Source organism: Vibrio maerlii, from assembly GCF_003415655.1.
In the GTDB taxonomy this organism is placed as follows: Bacteria; Pseudomonadota; Gammaproteobacteria; order Enterobacterales; family Vibrionaceae; genus Vibrio; species Vibrio maerlii.
Window position 1 is genome coordinate 483,682 of the sequence record NZ_QRHC01000002.1, and the last position, 22,272, is coordinate 505,953.

The window sequence follows — 22,272 nt, forward strand, 5'->3', positions numbered from 1 at the left end:
AGAGAACATCCCGATGGGAAGAAGTTTTGAAGTGCGCAAAGCCTCAATGGCGAAAACTGCAGGCGCAAAAATTAAAGTTTATTCTAAGTACGGTAAAGAAATTTACATGTGTGCAAAGAACGGTGGTTCTGATCCGGATATGAACCTTTCGCTTAAGCACCTTATTGCTAAAGCAAAGAAAGATCAGGTTCCTGCTCACGTTATCGATAAAGCAATCGACAAAGCAAACGGCGGTGGTGGTGAAGACTACGTACCAGCACGTTACGAAGGCTTTGGTCCAGGTGGCACAAGTGTAATCGTTGACTGTCTAACAGATAACGGTAACCGTACTTTCCAAGATGTTCGCCAATGTTTCGTTAAAACGGGCGCTAAGATTGGTGTTGAAGGCTCTGTTTCACACATGTTTGCTCACCAAGCTGTATTCCAGTTCAAGGGTGAAGATGACGAAGCGATTCTAGAAGCACTAATGATGGAAGACGTTGACGTAACAGACGTTGAGCTAGAAGACGGTGTGATCACGGTATTTGCACCAACGACAGAGTTCTTCAAGACTAAGACAGCACTTAATGCTTCGTTCCCAGATCTTACTCTAGATGTGGAAGAGATCACTTTCGTACCTCAGACACACACGCCAGTAGCGGGTGAAGACGCTGAGAAGTTCCAGAAGTTCCTGGATATGCTTGACGATTGTGATGACGTTCAGCAGGTATATCACAACGCTGAACTGTAATCTTTTTGATTATATGAATTGATAAAAACCGAGCTATTTGCTCGGTTTTTTTATACCTTGGATCCCAACATACACATTAATACCAATTAGTGAAAGCATGATCCCCCTTGATCATGTTTCCGAAAAGGAGTGAAGAATGAAGGTAAGTTTTGTTGGACTCGGTGTCATGGGGTTTCCTATGGCAGGGCATTTGGTCAAAGCTGGCTTTGAGGTATCTGTATTCAATCGTACTCAGACTAAAGCGGATTTATGGGCGCAAACTTATCAAGGTATAGCGGCTTCTTCACTGCAAGAGTGTGTGGCTGATGCCGATGTTGTGCTGCTGTGTGTGGGAAATGACGACGATGTACGTTCAATGACCACATCACAAACTGGTGCTCTTCAATACATGAAATCAGGTGCCATTCTTGTCGACCACACCACAACCTCAGCACTCTTAGCTGAAGAGCTCTCTAAAGCGTGTTCTGAAGTGGAAGTACGTTTCATGGATGCACCCGTATCAGGCGGTCAAGCTGGGGCTGAAAATGGCGTGCTGACAATCATGTGTGGTGGTGAGCAAGATCTGTTTGATGAGCTGCAGCCAGTTTTCAATGCTTACGGTAAGTCTTCAGTGCTGATGGGCGTCGTAGGGCAGGGGCAGCGTGCGAAAATGGTCAACCAAATCTGCATCGCCGGCGTACTTAACGGTTTGTCGGAAGGTTTGATTCTGGCTGAAAAATCGGGTCTTGATATCTCGACACTCGTAGATTGCTTGAAGAATGGTGCTGCGGGTTCATGGCAGATGGAAAACCGTGCAGTGACTATGTCGCAAGATAAGTTCGACTTTGGTTTTGCTATTGATTGGATGATCAAAGATCTTGGTTTTTGTTTGGATGAAGCACAGCGTCAAGGTATTCAGCTTCCGTTAACCGAGAAATCGGTACAGGCTTATAAAGAGCTTTCACTAGAAGGTTTAGGCCGCATGGATACCTCTGTACTGATGAAAGCGGTCGAGAAAGAATCCAAGCTATAATTATAATCCTAGGTTTAACATTCGATTTACACTGTAAAACCTAGAGTTTAATGTAGCTTAAGTAACGTTAATTAAATTAGAGGTCGTGACAGAACGCTGTTATACTGCGCGACCTTGAAATGAGTGATGGTGAGAAGATGAGCTTAAAAAACGAGATTCAACAGCTAAGCAATCGTATTGATACGTGTAAGCGTAAACTAGATGCGGCGAAGTCACGCGGCGATAGCCCGATGATTTCTAAGTTTACTGATGAAATTGAAAAGCATGAGAAGAAGCTATCTTCTCTTAAGCACAAGCAAAGCTACGATCTAAACAAAGAGCGTAAAACGCTGCTTGATATGCCATTCTCTCGCGAAATTACTAAAGCTGAACAAGCTGACATGGGCAAGCTGAAAAAATCAGTGAAAGGCCTAGTCGTTGTTCATCCAATGACGAAAATTGGTAAAGCTCTGCAACTTAAAGTGATGACGGGTTACGCGCCAAAGTCATTTTAAGATTCGAGTCTGTGAATTAACAAAGGGAGCCTAGCGGTTCCCTTTGTGTTTTCTAGTGGCTAATGTTTTCGAGTAGCTAATGTTATCTAGTCACCTGTGTTTTTAATAATTTAGGCTGATTAGTCGATGTAGTAGACGTCATAAAAGAAATAGCCAGTAATCAGCACACTGGCGACAATCACAAACCTTCGCACCCATTCCCCAGGTAACAATCGAGATACCGACGCTGCACCATAGCCACCGAGCAATGTTCCAGCCATCACGATCACTCCACCAAACCAATCAATGGAACCATTGATGATGAAGATGGTAATAGCCACCAGTGAAACCAGCGTTGAGATAAGCAGCTTAATCCCATTCATTTGGTTGATATCTTTGAAGCCCGCGAGCGCTAAGTAGCTTAATGAGATAATACCTAACCCTGCATTAAAGAAACCGCCATAAATTGATATCAGTAGGAATAGAGCCAATAACCCTACCTGCCCAACAACCCCTGCGTGCTTATTACCCGAGCCAATGCGCTTGAACATTTGGTTGAGGTTTGCACCGAAGATAAACAGCACAGTCGCAAACAATAGCAACCATGGGATTGCTGTCGAGAAGGCGTGTTCGGGAGTCTGGAGTAGCAATAACGCCCCGAGTGTCCCACCTAATAGGCTTAGCACTACGATGGCTACCAAGCTGTTTTTAGTTGCCTTAATTTCGTTTTTAAAGGCCACAGCACCACTAATGTAGCCTGCACACGAAGCAAAGGTGTTGGTGGCATTCGCGATAACTGGTGGGATGCCGATATAGAGTAGGGCTGGGAAGGTAATAAAGCTCCCACCACCAGCAATTGAGTTGAGAACTCCTCCAAGTACACCTGCAAAAAACAGCAATAAGATCTCTAGCATAAGTTCCTTTGTTCGTTGAGTGTCCGGTGTGATTGATACATTGAGGTTCAAACAATAGCAGAATTGAGGGTGGCTGAAACAGGTGACCTTGGTAGAATACTGAGAGAAAAATTATTAAATCAATTACATGGATGGCCTTCATGATTAAACTTGCGATCATCGGAACTAACTGGATTACCGAACAATTTATCGATGCTGCTAAGCAAACAGGCGAGTATGAACTCGCGGCAGTATATTCACGCAACCTAGAAACCGCACAAGCGTTCGCAGTGAAGCATTCAGCAGCACAGAGTTACGATTCACTAGAACAACTGGGAAAAAGTGATATCGATGCCGTGTACATTGCCAGTCCAAACTCGTTCCATGGACCACAAGCTATTGAGATGATGAAAGCGGGGAAGCACGTTATTGTAGAAAAGCCTATGGCATCTAATTACGCACTGGCGTGTGAGATGTTTGAGGTAGCGACGCAACAAGGTATTGTGTTGATGGAAGCCCATACCTCACCCTATATCCCCAACTTCCAAGTCCTGGAATCTTCGCTTGGGAAGGTGGGCAAGCTACGTAAAGCCAATATTCAGTACTGCCAGTACTCTTCTCGCTACCAAAAGTACCTCAATGGAGAAAATCCTAATACGTTTAACCCAGCGTTTGCGAATGGCTCGATTATGGATATCGGTTTTTACTGTGTAGCGGGCATGGTTGCGTTGTTTGGAGAGCCAAAGTCTGTGCAGGCAAATGCAACGCTACTAGAGTCTGGCGTTGATGGACATGGCAGCGTTATCTGTAACTATGGTGATTTCGATGTGGTCTTAACTCACTCTAAGATTAACGATAGCTTCTTGCCAAGTGAAATCATGGGCGAAGAAGGGACGCTCCAGGTAGACATGATCTCTATTGCAAATAAGGTACGTTTCCACCAGCGTGATAAAGCGCCGTTTGATTTGAGTGTCGAACAAAACGATAACCGCATGTTCTACGAAGCTCAGGCTTTCGCAGAGCGTGTCAAAGCTGGTGAGATGGATGAAGAAGCCACTCAGCGTTCTTTGATTACCTCGAAGCTACTCAATGAGATTCGTCAGCAAACGGGCGTTGTTTTCCCCACAGACCAATAATTCAGATAGACAATACAAAAATGGGCAGTGTTTTCGACATTGCCCATTTTGCTTTCTATGTTGACACGAGACACTAGTTGATACGTTAAGCGATCATTGACGATATTAGGCCAATCAAACCACCAAACACGCCGCCCCAAACCACCAGCCAGCCAAGGTGCTGCTTAATCATAGTTTGTACCATCTCTTTGACCATTTTAGGTGTCAGCTCGTTGAGGCGTTGGTCAATAATATTCTCGATATTTGTGCTGATCTCTTCCATCATTTTCGGTGATTCTAGCTGCTCTTTTAGTGCGTTTTTCACCGTATCGCTCTGACTGATGTTAACGACGGCCTCTTGCATTTTTTCAACAAAAGGCTGCTTCATTGGCTGCAGGGCTTCAGTGCCACCAAACATTGCTAGCATGCCGCCGAACTGAGAGTTGGCAATAACCTCAACCAAGGAGTCGAAAGTTGGGTTGAAGTCGATCTTGTTGATGATCGGTTCTAAATTGATTGGCTGTTTGCCATTCATTTCTTGGCTAAGGAAGCGGTCGATGTTTTCGTTGGTAAAGAACTGCTCCATCATCAGGTTCTTAATCGCTGCTTTAAAATCTTCAAAGCGAGCAGGGATGATGCCCGAGCCATACAATCCTGGCACTTTTTCAAACAGCATATGGATTGCCAACCAATTGGTGATGGCACCAGAGAAGGCAAACAGACCTGCATACAGCAGTGCGTCGTTTTGCGTTTGGTAGCCAGCTGCAAGAATTGCGATGGCAATTAAATTGGTAATTAGACTCTTATTCATGGTTCCAGAAATAACGGATGAGTAATTTGTGGCGTGATTCTATCAGCATTGGGGGAGGGAGCGTCAACTTGCTTGGAGTATGAAAGCTAGTGTGGGTGCCACACTAGCTTATTGAGAGTTACAGTGATGTTAGCTGCGAAGCGTTAGTAGGTGGTCAGTCAGCTCAGCAAAGCCATAGCCACCTTTGGATGAGGTGATGAACTTGGGCTTTGCGTTTAAGCTCTCTAAATGAGGTTGAATGTTGTTAACGCCAAAGGTTGTCGGTAACCAAGCAAACATCGATTCATCATTCAGAGAATCGCCAATATAGGCAATGTTTAGGCTTGAGAGCGAGTGCCCATTTGCATTATTCTCCAAGTACTTTTCACTCGAGAAACACTTACTATGTTCACCCACCCATACGTTGATATGGATTGAACTCTGTGTCGCTTTTACTTCTTCACCATTGAGTTCTAGCTGCTGTATAGCGTTGAGTAGCGATGTAGTGACGTCATTACTTACAGGTATACGATCTTGTCCGATATTGATCGCCACATCGCAAAAGCGAAAGGCTTGATCATTGGCAAGCTCGATCCCAGGATACTCGCTGAGTAGTTCTTGCAAGAGTGAGATCAGCGCCTGCTGCTGCGCTCGCATCTCGTAAAGTGGCTTTAATGAGTGAGTCACAAATCCTGACTCACTTTTTCGCATCCAGAATGCGCCATTCTCGCCAATCACGCCATGCACTGGCCATAGTTTGGCAATTTGGTCGCACCAACCCGCACAAGCCCCCGTGACAGCGACTACCTTAATCCCAGCAAGCTCAAGCTTGTTGAGTGCTTGTAGAGTTTCAGGTGGCAGCTTTCCCTCCCAAGTTAAGGTGTCATCGACATCGGTGAGTAACCATTGAATCTCATTGGCCTGAGCGTGAGATAGCGCTGCTAATGGCTTAGGCATTAATAACCTCTTGTTGGATGGTTTGCGTCTTGGGCTCGATTCGCTTTGACGTTTGGGTATTAAATAGGTGAATGTGTTCTTGCTCAATTCCGAGACCCAATGTGTCGCCAATATCGATCTTTGAGTGTCCCTCGACGCGTACAACCATCTTCTGTGATTCTTGTCCTAACGTTTTGCAGTAAAGCAGTAAATCTGCACCCAATGATTCAATTAGCTCCACTTCAACATTGAACCAAGGGTTTTCTGTGGTGAGGTAAAGGTGCTCTGGTCTTAAACCAAGCTTCACTTCACCAAGGTCAAGCGTTTGAGTGTTCATGTTAAATAACTCGTCTCCGAGCATTAGGCCATCTACTGCGACTTCACCTTCCAAGATATTCATTGATGGTGAGCCGATAAAGGTGGCGACAAACTGCGAGGCTGGGTAGTCGTAGATTTCAAGTGGTGTACCCACCTGCTCGACGTTACCTTTGTTAAGAACCACTAGCTTGTCAGCGAGTGTCATTGCCTCAACTTGGTCATGAGTAACATACACGGATGTTGTTCCTAGACGGCGTTGCAGGCGTTTGATTTCCAAGCGCATCTGAACACGCAGCTTTGCATCAAGATTCGAGAGTGGTTCATCAAAAAGAAACACTTTTGGCTCACGTACAATTGCACGGCCCATCGCGACACGTTGACGCTGACCACCAGAGAGTTGCTTAGGTTTGCGATCCAGCAGCTCTTTAAGTTCCAGCATCTCGGCAGCTTCAGAGACCAAGCGCTCTATCTCTGCTTTCGGTGTTTTTCGGTTACGTAACCCATAAGCCATGTTGTCGTATACCGTCATGTGCGGGTATAGCGCATAGTTCTGGAATACCATAGCGATGTCACGCTCACCAGGCTCTAGCTCATTCACCACGTTTTCGTCGATGTGTAGCGTACCCGAGGTGATCTCTTCGAGCCCAGCTAGCATGCGTAGCAATGTTGATTTGCCACAGCCACTTGGGCCAACCAGTACAACCATCTCACCGTCATGGATATCGAGATTCAATTTGGGGATCGCTTGGTAGCCATTTGGGTAACATTTAGCGATGTTTGAAAGAGTTAAAGTCGACATTTATTTCTCCGAGTCTACCAAGCCTTTAACGAATGCTTTCTGCATTGCGATAACAACAATTACGGGTGGCAACATTGCAATAATGGTGGTTGCCATGATTTTGTTCCATTCGATCACGCCATCGACAACACCCAGCATCTGTTTGATGCCCATAACAATGGTGTAGTACTGAGCGTCAGTGGTGATCAGTAGCGGCCAGAGGTATTGGTTCCAACCGTAGATAAAGGTAATAACGAATAGTGCGGCGATATTGGTGCGTGAAAGGGGCAGCAAAATATCAAAGAAGAATTTGATAGGCCCTGCTCCGTCAATACGTGCGGCTTCTACTAGCTCGTTTGGTACTGTCATAAAGAACTGACGGAATAAGAAGGTTGCTGTCGCACTGGCAATCAATGGAATGGTGAGTCCATAGAAAGAGTTAAGCATATTGAGATTAGTGATTACCTCGAACGTTGGCATGATGCGAACTTCTACCGGTAGCATTAAGGTGAAGAAGATCATCCAGAAGGCGATCATTCGGCCTCGAAAGCGGAAGAACACCACGGCATAGGCCGACATGATCGAGATGGTAAGCTTACCTATAGTGATACACAGTGCCATGATCAACGAGTTAGTGAGCATGTGCATAATTGGCAGTGCATTATTGTTGTATGTGCTCTCGTTACCGAGCAGATCACGAAAGACACTAAAACCAAGATCACCAAACCATAGCGGCGTACCAGTGGCAAAGGCCGTGTTCTCATGGGTGGTTGCAACTAGTGCAATCCATACCGGTAAGGCGATAGACACGATGCCGAGTACTAGAATGACGTGGCAAAAAATATTGAATAGGGGTCTTCTTTCTACCATTAGTACGCCACCTTCTTTTCGACATATTTAAATTGAATCACTGTTAACATCGCGACTAAGACCATCAGAATGACAGACTGTGCAGCAGATGAGCCTAGATCCAGTCCAATGAACCCATCGTTGTATACCTTGTAAACCAGAGTCGATGTGCTGTTGCTTGGGCCACCTTGCGTCATCGCATGAATGATGGCGAAGGTATCAAAGAAGGCGTAGACGAAGTTCACGACCAGCAGGAAGAAGCTGGTTGGTGAAATCAGCGGGAAGCTAATGGTTAAAAAGCGCTTTACTGGACCACTACCATCAATAGCTGCCGCTTCATGCAGTGATTTTGGTACCGATTGCAATGCAGCTAAGAAGAATAGGAAATTGTAGCTGATTTGTTTCCAGGTGGAGGTGATCACGACCATCCACATGGCATGGCTACCATTGAGGGTTGGGTTCCAATTCACGCCAAACCAATTCAGCATATCGGTGATCACACCAATGGTTGGATCAAATAGGAATAACCACAATGAGCCTGCGACCACCGGGGCTACCGCGTAGGGCCAGATTAAGAAAGTGCGATACATAGTAGCGCCGCGCACAATATGTTCGGCAAAGGCAGAGAGCACTAGTGCACTGACCAAGGCTAGAACCGCAACACTGATGCTGAACTGCATCGTGGTGAAAAAAGAATCTAGGTAGTAGCTATCGTTAACGAGTTTGGTGAAGTTTTCTAACCCCACAAACTCGCGGCTCATTCCAAACGCATCTTCTAACTGCGAAGACTGGAATACTGCTTGGCCTGCTGGCCAGATAAAAAAGACTAAGGTGATAACCAGCTGCGGCGCAATCAGTGCGTAGGGCAGCCACTTATTCTTGAATACAACTTGTGATGACATAAAGGTATACCGGAGAATCGCTACCCTTTAACAGGGTAGCGATTAAGTGAAGATTACGGTTATTTTTGCGTGCGCTCAAAGCGGCGTAGCTGCTCATCACCACGGCGTACCGCGTTGTTTAGCGCTGTTTTCGCTGATGCCTTGTTTGCCCAAACCGCTTCCAACTCTTCATTGATGATGTCACGAGTTTGCAGGAAGTTACCAAAGCGAATGCCTTTTGAGTTCTCTGTTGGTTCAACCGAGGTCATTTGAATTACCGCAGTATCTGTTCCAGGGTTTGCTTGGTAGAACCCTTGCTCTTCAGTCAGCTCATACGCTTGCTTCGTGATTGGCAGGTAACCAGTAAATTGGTGCCAATCCGCTTGTACTTCCGCACTTGATAGGTATGTGAAGAACTTCGCTACACCCTTGTACTCTTCTGAAGAGTGACCACGTAGAACCCATAGAGATGCACCACCGATGATGGTGTTTTGTGGTGTTTCGACTAGCTCATCGTCGTATGGAAGCTGAGCTACACCAACGTTGATACCTTTCATGTTCTCTTGGATGCCTGCTAGACCAGCAGATGAGCCCATGGTCATCGCACACTCTTGGGTGTAGAACAGTGGCATGCCATCAGACTGACGACCGCCGTACTTGAAGATACCTTCTTGCGACCACTCGCCCATTTTTTCAATGTGCTTCACGAAAGGTTCGGCATTGAACTTAAATTCGGTATTGAAGCCACCGAAACCGTTGTTCTCTGTTGCTACAGGGATGTTGTTACGAGCGCCGAAGTTCTCGATTTGCGTCCACGATTGCCATGTAGTAGAGAAGCCACATTGAGCGCCAGATGCAATCAATTTGCGAGAAACTTCTTCCATCTCTTTCCATGTTTTTGGTGCTTCTTTGATGCCCGCTTTCTCAAACATGTCTTGGTTGTAGTACATCACAGGTGTTGAGCTGTTAAACGGCATAGACAGCATCTCACCATCGTTAGTCGTGTAGTAACCCGTAACGGCTGATAGGTAGTTGTCTGCGTTAAACGGTTCTTTGGTATCTTCCATCAGTTCATAGACAGGATAGATAGCTTTTTCGGCACCCATCATAGTTGCCGTACCTACTTCAAATACTTGAACAATGGCTGGCTGCTCTTTTGCTCGGAACGCAGCGATAGCGCTGGTCATCGTTTCTGCGTAACTGCCTTTGTAAACTGGCTTGATCTCGTACTCAGATTGGCTTGCGTTAAAGTCAGAAGCAATTTCATTCACTTTCTGACCTAGCGCGCCACCCATTGCGTGCCACCACTCAACCTCTGTTTTCGCTTGAGCGCCTGTACTTAGCAGTGCAGCCGCTACCGCAATTCCTGTGAGGTGCTTAATAGACATAATGTTTCCCTTTTTATTTGAGTATCAGTGTTGTCCTCGAAAGCAGGTGTTCATTCGTGTTCAATTTCCCGCCCTCAATGTTCAAGTGAAAGTTAAATGAGGAAAATTACGTTTTGGTGACATTTAAATGAACTTAAATGAAAGGTTTTAATTTAATAAATCGTTGATTCTTTCGTCATATGTTTGTCATCAAGTAGAGACAATCTTCATTTGAAAATAAGTAAACTTTGACAAGGAACAGGACATGAAGATAACAGCACACCGCGGTTTATCTAGCCAAGCACCAGAGAATACGATTGCTGCGTTTGACCTTGCTATTGAGCAGGGAGTGGAGTGGATAGAAATCGATGTTCAACTAAGCAAAGATGATGTGCCGATGGTCATTCATGATCAGACAGTGAATCGCTGTTCTAATGGTAGTGGTAAAGTTTCGGGGTTGAGTTGTGATCAGCTACAACAACTTGATGCAGGGCTGTGGTTCGGTGATGCCTTCCGCGGTGAGATGATTCCCACACTGCTTGACACATTACAGTTTGCACATAAGCAGAGAGTAAAGCTCAATATCGAACTTAAAGTGTATGAAGATGATGACATTGAACTGTTGTGCCGCCAAGTTCGTGCCGTCATAGAGCAGGTTGATATTGAAAGTGATCAGCTACTGTTTTCAAGTTTTTCGACACCGGCATTGATGTCAATGAAAGCGCTATTGCCTGAAATTCGTCGAGGTCAGTTGTGGCAAAAAGTGCCATCGCAGGCATTTAATATACTTGAAGATATTGAGGCTTACAGCGTTCACTGTGACTATCGCTTTTTAGATCAATCAACGGCGAAGATGATCAAAGAAGCGGATTATCAACTGTACTGCTATACCCCAAACTTCCCTGAATTAGTTGAACAACATTGGCTATGGGGTGTGGATATGATGATTACTGATATTCCTCAAGCCTATCAGCATCAGATACTTTCTTTTACTTAAGGTGACTTGTTTAAAAGGAAATGTTCAGGGTAATCTCTTAGAGTTCATCAATGACTAATGGAAGGAATGGCGTCTCCATCATGCACCAATTGAGTCTGCGTCAGCAAAGTATTATCGATCTTATTCAGCACCAAGAGTATTGCACAATCGATGCGCTCTCTTCTCAGTTTAATGTCACTACACAAACAATACGTCGTGATATCAACGAGCTCTGTAGTCTAGGTTTAGCAAGACGCCACCATGGCGGTGTGAGCTTGCCAACGACCCTAAGTAATCGAAGCTTTGTCTCTCGCAGTGCGACTAACCTATCCGAAAAGCAGCGTATTGCCAGTGCAGTAATCGAGCAAATCCCCGATGGTTGTACTTTGTTTTTGGGGATTGGTACCACGATAGCGGCGATGGCTGAGCAATTAGGCCATCATCAAGAATTAAGAGTTGTGACCAACAACTTTCAGGCCGCGCACACTCTTTCTCAGTTTGAACAAATTGAGATTTGGATGCCGGGTGGTCGATTACGCTCCAATGATGGTGATGTGGTGGGGGATAGTGTGAGTCAATTCTTTGGTCAGTTCTCTGCAGATATTGGTATTGTGAGTTGTGCCGCGGTCTGTCTTGCATCTAATCCAGCCTCTGAGGGTTCCGCTCTCGATATTCAGCAACAAGAGTACGCTATGGAGCATGAACTGCGCGAGGCCATAGTCAGTCAGTCTATTATCTCTGGTGCCCAGCAAAAATGGCTGGTGGCAAATAGTACTAAGTGGCAGAGAAAAGCCAATGCGCGAGTCGCACCGCTAAGCTATTTTGATAAGGTGTTTGGTTCAGCTGAAGAACTGGCTTAGCTGCTTAAGGCTCTTTTACCCATTGGGCTAAAACAAAAAAGGCCGAGATTAAACAGCATCTCGGCCTATTCCAGGCACAGCAAGCAAAGGTGCATGGATCGTGTTCATAGCTTTATCGACTAGTATGAATTGGTTAAAAAATAACACCCTTCTCTAGTTGATGTAAATGTTTCATAAGTGGTATTTAATTTCTCCAATTATTACATTCATTATTTTTAGGTAAGTCATTTACTCTTCCTCACCAATAAAACCGCCGGTTTGGTGATTCCAAAGCTGTGAGTAGATACCACCCGAACGAACCAATTCTTGGTGGGTGCCTTGCTCCACAATCTCACCCTTATCTAGAACGATGAGACGGTCCATTGCAGCAATAGTCGAGAGACGGTGTGCAATCGCAATAACTGTCTTACCTTCCATTAGCTCATTCAGGCTTTCTTGAATCGCCGCTTCTACCTCTGAGTCGAGTGCAGACGTTGCTTCATCTAGTACCAATAGTGGTGCGTTCTTCAGTAATACACGGGAAATAGCAATACGTTGACGCTGACCACCAGACAGTTTCACACCACGCTCACCGACTTGAGCATCGTAACCCACATTGCCGAATGGGTCGGTGAGTGTGTCGATAAACTCATGTGCCTGCGCTTGTTTGGTCGCCTTAAATAGATCTTCTTCCGTTGCATCAGGGCGACCGTAAAGAATGTTGTCTCTGATTGAACGGTGAAGTAGAGAGGTATCTTGCGTAACCATACCAATCTCACCACGCAGCGAGTCTTGAGTCACCTCTGCGATGTTCTGACCATCAATTTTAATCTGACCACCCTCTACGTCGTGGAAACGCAGTAGTAGGTTAACCAGTGTCGATTTACCTGCGCCTGAGCGACCAACCAGGCCGACTTTCTCACCTGGTTTGATGTTGAGGTTTAGGTTGCTGATCACACCCTTGTTTTCACCGTAGTGGAAGCTAACGTTATCAAACTCAATTCCACCTTCATTTACATCAATTGGCTTCGAATTGGGTTTGTCTTCAATTGAGATTGGTTTAGACAGCGTCTTCATGCCATCGATCACCGTACCCATGTTTTCGAATAGGCCACCAATTTCCCACATGATCCACTTGGACATACCGTTAATACGTAAAGCCAAACTGATCGCAATAGCAATCGCACCCACGCTGATCGCGCTGTCCATCCATAGGAAGATGGAAATAGCCGCGATGCTGAATACAAGTAGGTAATTCGCTAATTCAACACACACGTTGAAGCCTGTTACCAAGCGCATTTGGCGATACACGGTATCCAAGAAACCGCTCATTCCTTCTTCAGCGTACTCGGTTTCACGTTTGCTGTGCGAGAACAGCTTAACCGTTGCGATGTTGGTGTAACTGTCAACGATACGGCCGGTCATCAGAGAGCGCGCATCTGCTTGCTCTGATGAGACGTTCTTGAGTTTTGGTACGTAGTGAAGCTGGATTGCAATGTACGCCACTAACCACAGTGCCATTGGAGCCATCAAGCGCCAATCGGCATCCGCCAGCAGGAACAAGATGGCACCGAAGTAGACGCTGACATAAATGAACACATCCACAAACTTCATTACGGTTTCACGAACGGCGAGTGAGGTCTGCATCACCTTGGTTGCCACTCGGCCAGCAAAGTCATCGGAATAGAAAGATAAACTCTGCCTTAATAAGTAGCGGTGAGCCAACCAGCGGATCGACATAGGGTAGTTGCCGAGTAAAGTCTGGTGGATCAACAGAGAATAAAAGGTGATCAGAAGTGGCATCACGATGAGGATAACCACACCCACGCCAATCAAGGTTGATGAGTTGTCGGCCAAGAATGTCTCTGGGTTGCTTGATGATAGCCAGTCTACCAAGGTACCCATAAAACCAAACAGTGCCACTTCCACGATTGCAATCGTGGTACTCATTAGCGCTAGTAGAATCAGTGGCTTTTCAAAGCCACGAGTGTAGTAGCGACAAAACGCGATAATTCCCTCAGGAGGCTGTGTAGGCTCGTCCTTAGGGAAAGCCTCGGTAAAGCCTTCGAATTTCTTATACATATTATTTTTCTCGTTATTAAGCCTGTACGGCCTATCCACCTGTATTTAAAAGGAAAGAGTATGGAAGAGTGTGCAGGTGGACTCACTTATGGTAACGCCAATGTGGTGCAAATGTAATCAGAACTTACTGAATTTCTCTTCTTACTAGTGCCCGACAGCAGGATTTTACTGGCTATGATCTCGATCTCTTTCAGGTGAAATTACTGCCAAATGTCGTTTGGACAGTAATTATGTAAAGTGTTGAGTGTAATGAAACCGAAATTTAAGTGATTTAGAGTTTAACAGCTTGTTTACAATTCAATGAATAACGAACGAACAGGATGTTTGAAGATGTTGCAGTTAGAACGACACAATAAACAGTTTATCTCTACTCCCTTTCCCCACCGCTTGCCGCAAAATGCGAATTGTGTGGTGATGGTGCCACCAAAAGAGTTCCAATTTAATGCTCAAACGGCTGAAGACAATGAGTTTCAGCACCAGATCGATCTGAGTCCTGAGCAGGTCACTGAGCGCGTGATGACGGAGTTTAAACAGATGGTGGCAAGCCTGCGTAAAGCCGGTGTCCAAGTTGTCGAGTTCGACTACGCAATATCAGAGGTATCAACGCCTGACGCCGTCTTTCCCAATAATTGGTTCAGTACCACTGTTGAGGGAGAGTTGTTCACTTTTCCAATGGCGTGTGAAAATCGTCAGCGTGAAGTGAGAACGCAAGAGCTGACCGATTTTCTCACTCAGTCTGGTCGCCAAGTAAAAATGACACAATCGTTTGAATCCTTCATTGAGCAAAATGCCTTTTTAGAGAGTACGGGTGTGATGGTCATGGATCACACCAATAGCACCATCTATGCAGCACTGTCTCAGCGCTGTGATCGGGAGGTGCTTGAAGAGTACGCGCAGCGTACAGGATACAATCGAGTCGTTTCTTTCCAAACAGCGCTCCCTTCCGGTCAGCCTGTTTACCATACCAACGTGATGATGGCAGTAGGTGAGAACTTCGCTGTGATATGCGATGAGGTGATCCCTGAGTTTGAGCGTCGATTTGTGGTGAAGTCACTAGCGAAAGACAAAGAAGTTATCTCAATCACTCGTGAACAGATGAATCAGTTCTGTGGCAATATTTTGCAATTAGAGACGGTGAATGGCGACAAAGTCATTGCGATGTCTCAATCAGCATACGAAGCGTTTACTGATGCTCAACGAACCCAACTATCCTCTCATGGTCGTTTACTGCCATTTGATGTATCGACTATTGAAACCATTGGAGGCGGCAGCGTGCGTTGCATGCTTGGGGAGGTGTTTTTGCCTTCGAGACAAAAAGAAATCTAGCCCACATAAGTTTTGTCCTTTCTCAAAAACATCACAATACGTGGTGTTTTTTTGTTCTCTGCATACGCTATGCTTCTTAGCTCACTCGGTTGTTTAATCGCAAGATAAGGAGATATCGTGAACATAGGGATATACATTTATGATGAGGCTGAGGTGTTGGACTTTTCCGGCCCGTTTGAGGTGTTTAGTACAGCGAAACGCCTTGAAACTTATGATTGGAATGTTTGGTTGATCTCTGAATTCGACATGACAGTGTCTGCTCGCGGCAATTTCCCCATTAATGCGCATTACACCATTGATGATCACCCAGATTTGGATCTTTTGATTGTGGTAGGCGGCGATCATACACAAGAAGTGACTAAGCCCAATGTGATTGAATGGATCAAGCGAGTGGATCAAGAAAGTACGATCACAGCATCGGTCTGCACTGGTGCTTTCTTTCTCGCGGAAGCGGAGTTACTCAATGGTTTGGAGGTTACGACTCATTGGGAAGATATTCCTGATCTCCGGGACTGTTACCCTCAATTACATGTGATCAAAGAAAGGCGCTGGGTGGTTAGCGGCAAATATGTCACCTCTGGTGGTATATCTGCGGGGATCGACATGAGTTTAGGCTTGGTGGCAATGCTACAAAACCAAAGCTTGGCTGAACGTGTTGCGCTTCAAATGGAGTATCGCTGGCAGCAATAGGTCGGCGTTGTTTGAAGCGACTGAAGCTCGTAAGATATTCGCGTTTTTGAAGTAGAGTGAAATCAATGGAACAGATATATATTGCTGGTGGTTGTTTGTGGGGAGTGCAAGAGTTTATGCGTCATCTTCCTGGTGTCTTGAAGACAGAAGCCGGTCGAGCAAACGGGTCATCTAGCTCGACCAAGAGCGACTATGATGGCTACGCTGAATGTGTTCGCCTTGAGTTTGACTCTAGTGAAGTCACAGTCACTCAATTGATGACCTATCTATTTGAAATCATTGATCCTTACAGTGTAAATCGCCAAGGTGAAGATGTGGGTGAGAAGTACCGAACTGGCATATACAGCGAATCTGACTTGCATCTTGAACAAGCCCAAGCGTATATCGACGCTCGTGAAGATAGAGAGAAAATCGCTGTAGAAGTGAAGCCTCTGGTCAATTACGTGCCAAGCGATGACGAGCATCAAGACCGCCTGACGCGCTTTCCCAACGACTACTGCCATATTCCTCTGGAACTACTGCATAAATACAGAAAATAAGCGCTCGCTTTATGCTTCTTTCAAGAAACTTTAGTAGGAGCGCTCAACTATCTTTCTAAGATGGTTTGATTCTGCGTAGCCTGCGCTTCACATTCGATTCCCTTACAAAGTGATCGAATAGCGGAGCGAACAGGTTGGCGAAGAGGATCGCTAGCATGATTCCCTCTGGGTAGGCTGGGTTAAGTACCCGTATCCCGACAGCCATCGCACCAATTAACAGCCCATAGGCCCATTTGCCTTTATTGGTAAACGCTGCTGAGACCGGGTCGGTTGCCATGAAGAAGGTACCAAAGGCGACACCACCCAAAACAAAGTGCCAATGAAATGGCATTGAGAACATGGGGTTGGTCTCCGACCCAATAAAGTTAAGCAGGGCAGAGGAGACAGCAATACCGACGATGACTCCGAGCACAATCCGCCAGGAAGCGATTCCCATCGCTATGAGAGCGATGCCAGCCAGCGCAATAAGCAGTGTCGAGCCTTCACCGACTGACCCTGGCAAGTTACCAAGAAAGGCGTCAGACCACGCCATTGCTTCACCAGTGTTGAGGTTTATCAGATTTGACTCACCACCGTCATACCATTGGCTAAGCGGCGTAGCACCTGAGTAACCGTCGGCCGCGGTCCAGACTAACCCCCCCGACATATTCGCAGGGTAGGAAAAATAGAGGAATGCGCGACCTGCAAGAGCAGGGTTGAGGAAATTTCTCCCCGTACCACCAAAGATCTCTTTTGCGACAACGATACCAAAGCTGATACCAAGTGCGGCCTGCCACAGAGGTATGGTAGGAGGAAGGATTAAGGCGAACAGCACGGAGCTGACGAAGAAGCCCTCGTTAACCTCGTGTTTTCGAATAATCGCAAACAAGACTTCCCAGAAACCACCGACGATAAATACCGTGGCATAGATCGGCACAAAGTAGCACGCACCAAGCAGTGTCCTGCTTATCCAACCTGCCTCTACAATTCCCTGTGGAGAGCCAAAGGCGAGAGAGAGTCGCCAAGATGCATCGACAATTGCTTCGAGCTCAGCCATTGAATAGGACGCGATCAGGGCGGACGCGGACTGATTACCGATGTTGAACATACCCCAAAACATGGTCGGAAAGGTGGCGAGCCACACTAGAATCATGATGCGTTTCAGGTCGATACTGTCTCGAACGTGTGTTTGCCCTTGGTTGACCAGTCCGGGTGTATAAAAGATGGTAGCGGCGGCCTCATAAAGTGGGTAGAGCTTTTGATATCTACCACCAGGACCAAAATGCGGAGCCATCGACTCCAAGCGCTGTTGTAGCTTCATAACTTATTTCACTCTGTTTTTATCACTTTTTTACATACGGCGAGATCTCGTTTTAAGAGCAATGGGCGTGCATGAATTGGTCAAACAAAAGATGAACGTATGGAGGGTGAAATGCGTAGTTACTTCTACTGACTTACAAGGAGAAGGCTATGGACACCTTAGCGATCGACTTGGCACGATTCCAATTTGCGTTCACTGTTTCGTTCCACATTATTTTTCCCGCATTTACGATTGGCTTAGCCAGCTACCTCGCAGTTCTTGAAGGGTTATGGCTAAAAACGAATAACGACAAATATCTACAGCTCTACAAGTATTGGATTAAAATATTCGCGATAAGTTTTGGTATGGGAGTGGTAAGTGGCATCGTACTCAGCTACCAGTTTGGTACCAACTGGAGCGTGTTCGCCGATAAAACGGGCCCTATCCTTGGCCCTCTGATGGGTTACGAGGTCTTTACGGCTTTTTTCTTGGAAGCTGGGTTTTTGGGCGTCATGCTTTTCGGCATGGAACGAGTGGGTAAGAAACTTCACTTTGCCTCTACCTGCATCGTGGCGTTTGGTACCTTCCTCTCAGCGTTCTGGATCTTATCGGTGAATAGCTGGATGCAAACCCCGACCGGGTATTCCATCAATGAAGTAGGGCAGTTCATCCCTGAAGACTGGTTTGCGATCGTCTTTAATCCCTCTTTCCCCTATCGATTAGTGCACATGCTATTGGCAGCTTACCTAACCACCGCATTCGTGGTTGCGGCCGTTGGGGCTTATCACTTGCTGAAAGCGCCACACAATCCTTTGGCTCGAACCATGTTTTCGATGGCGATGTGGATGGCAGCGATCGTCACACCGATTCAAATCATCGCGGGTGACATGCATGGCCTTAATACCCTAGAGCATCAACCAGCTAAGGTCGCGGCAATGGAGGGACACTATGAAACTCACCAGGGCGCACCGCTTATCTTGTTTGGCATTCCTAATGATGAGACCAAGCAGGTCGATTACGCGATTGAAATCCCCAAGCTTGGCAGTTTGATACTGACGCACGACCTTAATGGTGAAGTGAAAGGGTTGGATGCCTTCCCTGAGTCTGAACACCCACCTGTGCCGATCGTGTTTTGGAGCTTTAGGATCATGGTCGCTATTGGTATGGGGATGTTTTTGCTTGGTTTGATTAGCTTGTATCTGCGCAAAAAAGGCAAGCTCTACAAGGCCGGATGGTTCCACCGCGCTTGTGTAGTATTTGGCCCGTCCGGCTTCGTGGCAGTGCTCGCCGGCTGGGTGACCACTGAGGTTGGGCGTCAGCCTTACACCGTGTACGGACTGTTAACGACGGCAGACTCTGCTTCACCTATTGATGCCGCGGCTATCAGCGTTTCGCTAACGGCTTTTGTGGTGGTGTATTTCTTGGTGTTTGGCGCAGGGTTCTTTTACTTACTTCGCTTGATGCGTAAGTCTCCGACTCGTTATGAGCAACCACTTGATGGTCGCTTGCCTGACGGTGGACACACCTCATCCATTTCTCACTCGAACCATTTAACCTGAGGAGCACGCTATGGATTATGCATTGATTTGGTATGGTTTGATTGGGTTAGCCGTTCTCATTTATGTCGTGCTCGATGGTTTTGATTTGGGTATCGGCATCTTGTTTCCCTCTGCACACAGCGAGAGCGAGAAAGACTTGATGATGAATAGCATTGCGCCCGTGTGGGATGGTAATGAGACCTGGTTGGTACTGGGTGGAGGAGGGCTGTTCGCTGTATTCCCACTGGCCTATGCAGTGGTGATGCCCGCGCTCTATGCTCCGCTCATCATCATGCTTCTCGGTTTGATTTTACGCGGCGTGTCGTTTGAATATCGGTTTAGAACCAAGCGAGGTAAGTTCTTATGGGATGCATCGTTTTTTATTGGCTCATTAATGGCGACCCTGATGCAGGGCATCATGCTTGGAACCTTGCTGCAAGGCATCGAAGTATCCGGACGATCTTATGCGGGCGGATGGTTTGATTGGTTAACACCTTTTACGCTGTTTTGCGGTTTTGCTTTGGTGTGTGCTTACGTACTGCTCGGTGCATGCTGGCTTTTGATGAAAATGCCTGAAGATATGATGCATCGTTACAACGGTATAGCCAAACGCTGGGGAGCGATGATGGTGGTTTGTATCGTCATTGCGAGTATTTGGCTGCCCCTCAGTAATCCCTTGGTTGCTGAGCGCTGGTTCAGCTTCCCGAATGCGTTGCTGTTTTTCGTGATCCCTGTGGTCGCTGCTGTCCTTGTGTGGCAATTGTTTAGTGCTTTAATGCAACAGCGAGCGGTGAAAGCTTATCTAATTGGTATTGGTTTGTTCGTGGTGTCGGCCACGGGATTCGGGGTCAGTACCTTCCCGTACCTCGTACCATTTGCTCTGACCTTTAGAGAGGTAGCGGGTCCCGATTCCAGCTTGGCCTTCTTGCTTGTTGGGGCTGTGATTTTGCTGCCGATGATCATCGCTTACACCGCATACTCATACTGGGTGTTCCGTGGAAAAATGAAGCATGGTGAGGGCTACCACTGATGAAAAGTACCAGAGCAAGATTGGGGTGGTTTGTGCTGATTTGGTGTCTGAGCGTACTGCTTCTTGCCACCGTTTCCGGGGTTATTCGCTGGGCTTTGATCGGCTAGCTTAAGCACAATATTTGACTAAGTAGAATGAACGCTCTACCATGTGTAGAATATTCATTCTACTTTGGCCGTTACGGCCAAAGTAAATAGGTCAAGTAAGGTGTTAACGTGAGAGAGCAAATTGCAGCCCGACTCGAACAAGCATTCAGCCAATATGGTTTTGCTGAGCCAAGCGTGTCAAAACTGAAGGATGCGTGTGGTGTCAGCCTGAGAACACTCTATAAGTATTACCCATCTAAAGAAGAGATGATTGTTGCGGCATTGCAGCACAGGCATGAACGCTATCTCACTTTCTTAGTGCCAGACCAAGCTTCGCAAGGTGCAGAAGCGGTACTCGAGATGTTCAATCAATTAGAAACTTGGATGAAAGAGTACGCACCACACGGCTGTATGTCGATGAATGCCATTTCCGCTTTCCCTGATCACCCTGAAATTACTCAGGCCGTGCAACAACACAAATTAGAAGTGCGTGAGCTACTGGGTAAAAAGAGCTCGCGTCCCGACCTTGCAGACTCTCTTTTCTTAATTCATGAAGGTGTTTCCAATGCTTGGCCTGTTCTGGGCAAGCAGGCGAGCCAATCCGCACAACAAACGATTCAAATTCTTATGGAGCAATAACATGACGGTTTCAATTCCAAGCACAATGAAAGGCGTTCAAATGACTGGCCATGGCGGTTATGAAGCGCTGGCGTATCGTGAGGATATTCAAGTACCAACGCCTCGCGAATACGAAGTGCTTATTCGTGTTGGCGCTGCAGGTGTGAACAATACAGACATCAACACTCGCATTGGCTGGTATTCAAAAGGAGATGCAGAGAGCGATGATGCGAGCTGGGCAGGTAAAGCGATGGAATTTCCTCGTATACAAGGAGCGGACGTATGTGGTGTGATTGTCGCAGTCGGTAGTCAAGTCGATGAATCACGTATTGGTGAACGAGTATTGATCGAACCATGCCTGAAGGAAGACAATGGCCAAGCGGTTGACAACTTTTGGTACTTTGGCTCAGAGGTTGATGGAGGCTTTGCTGAGTATGCGGTTGTCGCTAACCGACACGCTTGCAAGATCGAGAGTGAGCTGACGGATGCTGAACTGGCTTCTTTCCCTTGCTCATACTCAACAGCGGAAAACATGCTCACTCGTGCCAACGTCAACGAGAACGATATTGTTTTGGTGACTGGCGCATCAGGCGGTGTAGGCTCAGCAGCTGTACAACTGGCAAAAGCACGCGGCGCGAGAGTTATTGCCGTAACTAGCCCAAGTAAAGCAGATGATCTGATTGCGATTGGCGCAGAGCGCACCATTACTCGCGACGCTAACTTTGTTAAAGAGCTCGGTGAAAACAGCGTGACGGTTGTGATTGATTTAGTTGCTGGTGATAAATGGCCAGAGCTTCTGAACGTGTTAAAACCAAAAGGCCGCTATGCAGTCTCGGGTGCCATTGGTGGTGCTATGGTGGAGCTAGATGTACGTACTCTTTATCTTAAAGACTTGAGCTTTTTTGGCTGCACGGGTTTAGAAGATGAGGTGTTCACCAACCTGATTAAGCGTATAGAGCTTGGTCAGATCAAACCACTAGTTGCAAAAACCTTCCCACTTAAAGATATAGTGGAAGCACAGCAAGCCTTTGTAGAGAAAAAACATACCGGCAAACTGGTTCTCGAAGTCTAACTCCTATCTATTCAGAGCTATTGTTTTACACTGTAAATGGTTGCTTTAGCTCTGT

General features: G+C 46.4%; 22 protein-coding genes. 13 read left to right on the plus strand and 9 right to left on the minus strand.

The annotated features are described in order from the left end of the window. The first annotated feature begins 13 nt into the window (after window positions 1-13). The 3 genes from DPF91_RS03145 to DPF91_RS03155 all read left to right on the plus strand — a co-directional run bounded on the left by DPF91_RS03145 (window position 14) and on the right by DPF91_RS03155 (window position 2,236). Window positions 14-730: a YebC/PmpR family DNA-binding transcriptional regulator gene (locus DPF91_RS03145; RefSeq protein WP_117232967.1), complete on the plus strand. Its 717-nt coding sequence runs from the start codon at window positions 14-16 to the stop codon at window positions 728-730. 136 nt (window positions 731-866) lie between these two features. Next, complete coding sequence (locus DPF91_RS03150; RefSeq protein ID WP_117232968.1) at window positions 867-1,742, plus strand: NAD(P)-dependent oxidoreductase; 876 nt, start codon at window positions 867-869, stop codon at window positions 1,740-1,742. A 137-nt stretch (window positions 1,743-1,879) separates the two neighbouring features. Then, entirely contained in the window at window positions 1,880-2,236 is a 357-nt protein-coding gene (locus DPF91_RS03155; RefSeq protein WP_117233198.1) for a YibL family ribosome-associated protein, read from the plus strand. A 119-nt stretch (window positions 2,237-2,355) separates the two neighbouring features. Here the strand turns inward: DPF91_RS03155 and DPF91_RS03160 are convergent, their stop codons facing one another. Then, window positions 2,356-3,129, minus strand: a complete 774-nt coding sequence (locus tag DPF91_RS03160; protein ID WP_117232969.1) for a sulfite exporter TauE/SafE family protein — start codon at window positions 3,127-3,129, stop codon at window positions 2,356-2,358. Between the two features lie 140 nt (window positions 3,130-3,269). Here DPF91_RS03160 and DPF91_RS03165 point away from each other — a divergent pair, with 140 nt between their 5' ends. After that, a complete protein-coding gene (locus DPF91_RS03165; protein WP_117232970.1) occupies window positions 3,270-4,244 on the plus strand; it encodes a Gfo/Idh/MocA family protein in 975 nt (324 codons plus the stop codon). A gap of 85 nt (window positions 4,245-4,329) precedes the next feature. On the opposite strand, the gene DPF91_RS03170 is transcribed toward DPF91_RS03165, so the two are convergent. The 6 genes from DPF91_RS03170 to ugpB form a co-directional block, all read right to left on the minus strand. Continuing rightward, window positions 4,330-5,034 carry a DUF445 family protein gene (locus DPF91_RS03170; protein WP_117232971.1) on the minus strand — a complete coding sequence of 235 codons (705 nt, stop codon included), beginning with the start codon at window positions 5,032-5,034 and terminating at the stop codon, window positions 4,330-4,332. A gap of 129 nt (window positions 5,035-5,163) precedes the next feature. Continuing rightward, on the minus strand, window positions 5,164-5,970 hold the full coding sequence (locus tag DPF91_RS03175; protein ID WP_117232972.1) for an HAD-IIB family hydrolase: 807 nt from the start codon (window positions 5,968-5,970) through the stop codon (window positions 5,164-5,166). After that, window positions 5,963-7,066 carry a sn-glycerol-3-phosphate import ATP-binding protein UgpC gene (locus tag DPF91_RS03180; RefSeq protein WP_117232973.1) on the minus strand — a complete coding sequence of 368 codons (1,104 nt, stop codon included), beginning with the start codon at window positions 7,064-7,066 and terminating at the stop codon, window positions 5,963-5,965. The genes DPF91_RS03175 and DPF91_RS03180 overlap by 8 nt, the downstream gene beginning before the upstream one ends. Beyond that, window positions 7,067-7,915, minus strand: coding sequence for a sn-glycerol-3-phosphate ABC transporter permease UgpE (gene ugpE / locus DPF91_RS03185; RefSeq protein WP_117232974.1), 849 nt, complete (start codon window positions 7,913-7,915; stop codon window positions 7,067-7,069). Continuing rightward, the gene (gene ugpA, locus DPF91_RS03190; protein ID WP_117232975.1) at window positions 7,915-8,796 is read right to left on the minus strand and encodes a sn-glycerol-3-phosphate ABC transporter permease UgpA; all 882 of its coding nucleotides are present in this window, start codon (window positions 8,794-8,796) and stop codon (window positions 7,915-7,917) included. Before ugpA ends, ugpE begins: the two co-directional genes overlap by 1 nt. Window positions 8,797-8,855: 59 nt before the next feature. Further along, entirely contained in the window at window positions 8,856-10,163 is a 1,308-nt protein-coding gene (ugpB, locus tag DPF91_RS03195) for a sn-glycerol-3-phosphate ABC transporter substrate-binding protein UgpB (RefSeq protein WP_117232976.1), read from the minus strand. 244 nt (window positions 10,164-10,407) lie between these two features. On the opposite strand from ugpB, the gene DPF91_RS03200 reads away from it, so the two are divergent. Next, window positions 10,408-11,139 carry a glycerophosphoryl diester phosphodiesterase gene (locus DPF91_RS03200; protein WP_117232977.1) on the plus strand — a complete coding sequence of 244 codons (732 nt, stop codon included), beginning with the start codon at window positions 10,408-10,410 and terminating at the stop codon, window positions 11,137-11,139. Window positions 11,140-11,219: 80 nt separating this feature from the next. After that, window positions 11,220-11,978, plus strand: a complete 759-nt coding sequence (locus DPF91_RS03205) for a DeoR/GlpR family DNA-binding transcription regulator (RefSeq protein ID WP_117232978.1) — start codon at window positions 11,220-11,222, stop codon at window positions 11,976-11,978. 228 nt (window positions 11,979-12,206) lie between these two features. Here the strand turns inward: DPF91_RS03205 and DPF91_RS03210 are convergent, their stop codons facing one another. Beyond that, window positions 12,207-14,039, minus strand: coding sequence for an ABC transporter ATP-binding protein (locus DPF91_RS03210; protein WP_117232979.1), 1,833 nt, complete (start codon window positions 14,037-14,039; stop codon window positions 12,207-12,209). Window positions 14,040-14,369: 330 nt separating this feature from the next. Between DPF91_RS03210 and ctlX the strand changes: the two genes are divergently transcribed. The 3 genes from ctlX to DPF91_RS03225 all read left to right on the plus strand — a co-directional run bounded on the left by ctlX (window position 14,370) and on the right by DPF91_RS03225 (window position 16,594). Further along, window positions 14,370-15,365 carry a citrulline utilization hydrolase CtlX gene (gene ctlX, locus DPF91_RS03215; RefSeq protein ID WP_117232980.1) on the plus strand — a complete coding sequence of 332 codons (996 nt, stop codon included), beginning with the start codon at window positions 14,370-14,372 and terminating at the stop codon, window positions 15,363-15,365. Window positions 15,366-15,482: 117 nt separating this feature from the next. Further along, entirely contained in the window at window positions 15,483-16,055 is a 573-nt protein-coding gene (locus tag DPF91_RS03220) for a DJ-1/PfpI family protein (protein ID WP_117232981.1), read from the plus strand. 65 nt (window positions 16,056-16,120) lie between these two features. Then, complete coding sequence (locus tag DPF91_RS03225) at window positions 16,121-16,594, plus strand: peptide-methionine (S)-S-oxide reductase (protein ID WP_117232982.1); 474 nt, start codon at window positions 16,121-16,123, stop codon at window positions 16,592-16,594. Between the two features lie 55 nt (window positions 16,595-16,649). On the opposite strand, the gene DPF91_RS03230 is transcribed toward DPF91_RS03225, so the two are convergent. Continuing rightward, the gene (locus DPF91_RS03230) at window positions 16,650-17,894 is read right to left on the minus strand and encodes an NADH:ubiquinone reductase (Na(+)-transporting) subunit B (protein ID WP_117232983.1); all 1,245 of its coding nucleotides are present in this window, start codon (window positions 17,892-17,894) and stop codon (window positions 16,650-16,652) included. 149 nt (window positions 17,895-18,043) lie between these two features. On the opposite strand from DPF91_RS03230, the gene DPF91_RS03235 reads away from it, so the two are divergent. The 4 genes from DPF91_RS03235 to DPF91_RS03255 all read left to right on the plus strand — a co-directional run bounded on the left by DPF91_RS03235 (window position 18,044) and on the right by DPF91_RS03255 (window position 22,217). Continuing rightward, window positions 18,044-19,432, plus strand: a complete 1,389-nt coding sequence (locus tag DPF91_RS03235) for a cytochrome ubiquinol oxidase subunit I (protein WP_117232984.1) — start codon at window positions 18,044-18,046, stop codon at window positions 19,430-19,432. Window positions 19,433-19,442: 10 nt separating this feature from the next. Further along, entirely contained in the window at window positions 19,443-20,441 is a 999-nt protein-coding gene (gene cydB / locus DPF91_RS03240) for a cytochrome d ubiquinol oxidase subunit II (RefSeq protein ID WP_117232985.1), read from the plus strand. A gap of 215 nt (window positions 20,442-20,656) precedes the next feature. Next, entirely contained in the window at window positions 20,657-21,166 is a 510-nt protein-coding gene (locus tag DPF91_RS03250) for a TetR/AcrR family transcriptional regulator (protein WP_117232987.1), read from the plus strand. Window position 21,167: 1 nt separating this feature from the next. Beyond that, window positions 21,168-22,217, plus strand: coding sequence for an alcohol dehydrogenase family protein (locus DPF91_RS03255; protein WP_117232988.1), 1,050 nt, complete (start codon window positions 21,168-21,170; stop codon window positions 22,215-22,217). Window positions 22,218-22,272 lie beyond the last annotated feature (55 nt).

Bases quoted from the DNA above. Each gene is read 5' to 3' on its own strand.
- DPF91_RS03155 (WP_117233198.1), top strand. From the start codon at position 1,880: ATGAGCTTAAAAAACGAGATTCAACAGCTAAGCAATCGTATTGATACG.
- DPF91_RS03180 (WP_117232973.1), bottom strand. From the start codon at position 7,066: ATGTCGACTTTAACTCTTTCAAACATCGCTAAATGTTACCCAAATGGC.
- DPF91_RS03230 (WP_117232983.1), bottom strand. From the start codon at position 17,894: ATGAAGCTACAACAGCGCTTGGAGTCGATGGCTCCGCATTTTGGTCCT.
- ctlX (WP_117232980.1), top strand. From the start codon at position 14,370: ATGTTGCAGTTAGAACGACACAATAAACAGTTTATCTCTACTCCCTTT.
- DPF91_RS03200 (WP_117232977.1), top strand. From the start codon at position 10,408: ATGAAGATAACAGCACACCGCGGTTTATCTAGCCAAGCACCAGAGAAT.
- ugpB (WP_117232976.1), bottom strand. From the start codon at position 10,163: ATGTCTATTAAGCACCTCACAGGAATTGCGGTAGCGGCTGCACTGCTA.
- DPF91_RS03235 (WP_117232984.1), top strand. From the start codon at position 18,044: ATGGACACCTTAGCGATCGACTTGGCACGATTCCAATTTGCGTTCACT.
- DPF91_RS03225 (WP_117232982.1), top strand. From the start codon at position 16,121: ATGGAACAGATATATATTGCTGGTGGTTGTTTGTGGGGAGTGCAAGAG.
- DPF91_RS03205 (WP_117232978.1), top strand. From the start codon at position 11,220: ATGCACCAATTGAGTCTGCGTCAGCAAAGTATTATCGATCTTATTCAG.
- ugpA (WP_117232975.1), bottom strand. From the start codon at position 8,796: ATGTCATCACAAGTTGTATTCAAGAATAAGTGGCTGCCCTACGCACTG.
- DPF91_RS03145 (WP_117232967.1), top strand. From the start codon at position 14: ATGGGAAGAAGTTTTGAAGTGCGCAAAGCCTCAATGGCGAAAACTGCA.
- DPF91_RS03175 (WP_117232972.1), bottom strand. From the start codon at position 5,970: ATGCCTAAGCCATTAGCAGCGCTATCTCACGCTCAGGCCAATGAGATT.
- cydB (WP_117232985.1), top strand. From the start codon at position 19,443: ATGGATTATGCATTGATTTGGTATGGTTTGATTGGGTTAGCCGTTCTC.
- DPF91_RS03165 (WP_117232970.1), top strand. From the start codon at position 3,270: ATGATTAAACTTGCGATCATCGGAACTAACTGGATTACCGAACAATTT.
- DPF91_RS03170 (WP_117232971.1), bottom strand. From the start codon at position 5,034: ATGAATAAGAGTCTAATTACCAATTTAATTGCCATCGCAATTCTTGCA.
- DPF91_RS03255 (WP_117232988.1), top strand. From the start codon at position 21,168: ATGACGGTTTCAATTCCAAGCACAATGAAAGGCGTTCAAATGACTGGC.
- ugpE (WP_117232974.1), bottom strand. From the start codon at position 7,915: ATGGTAGAAAGAAGACCCCTATTCAATATTTTTTGCCACGTCATTCTA.
- DPF91_RS03210 (WP_117232979.1), bottom strand. From the start codon at position 14,039: ATGTATAAGAAATTCGAAGGCTTTACCGAGGCTTTCCCTAAGGACGAG.
- DPF91_RS03150 (WP_117232968.1), top strand. From the start codon at position 867: ATGAAGGTAAGTTTTGTTGGACTCGGTGTCATGGGGTTTCCTATGGCA.
- DPF91_RS03160 (WP_117232969.1), bottom strand. From the start codon at position 3,129: ATGCTAGAGATCTTATTGCTGTTTTTTGCAGGTGTACTTGGAGGAGTT.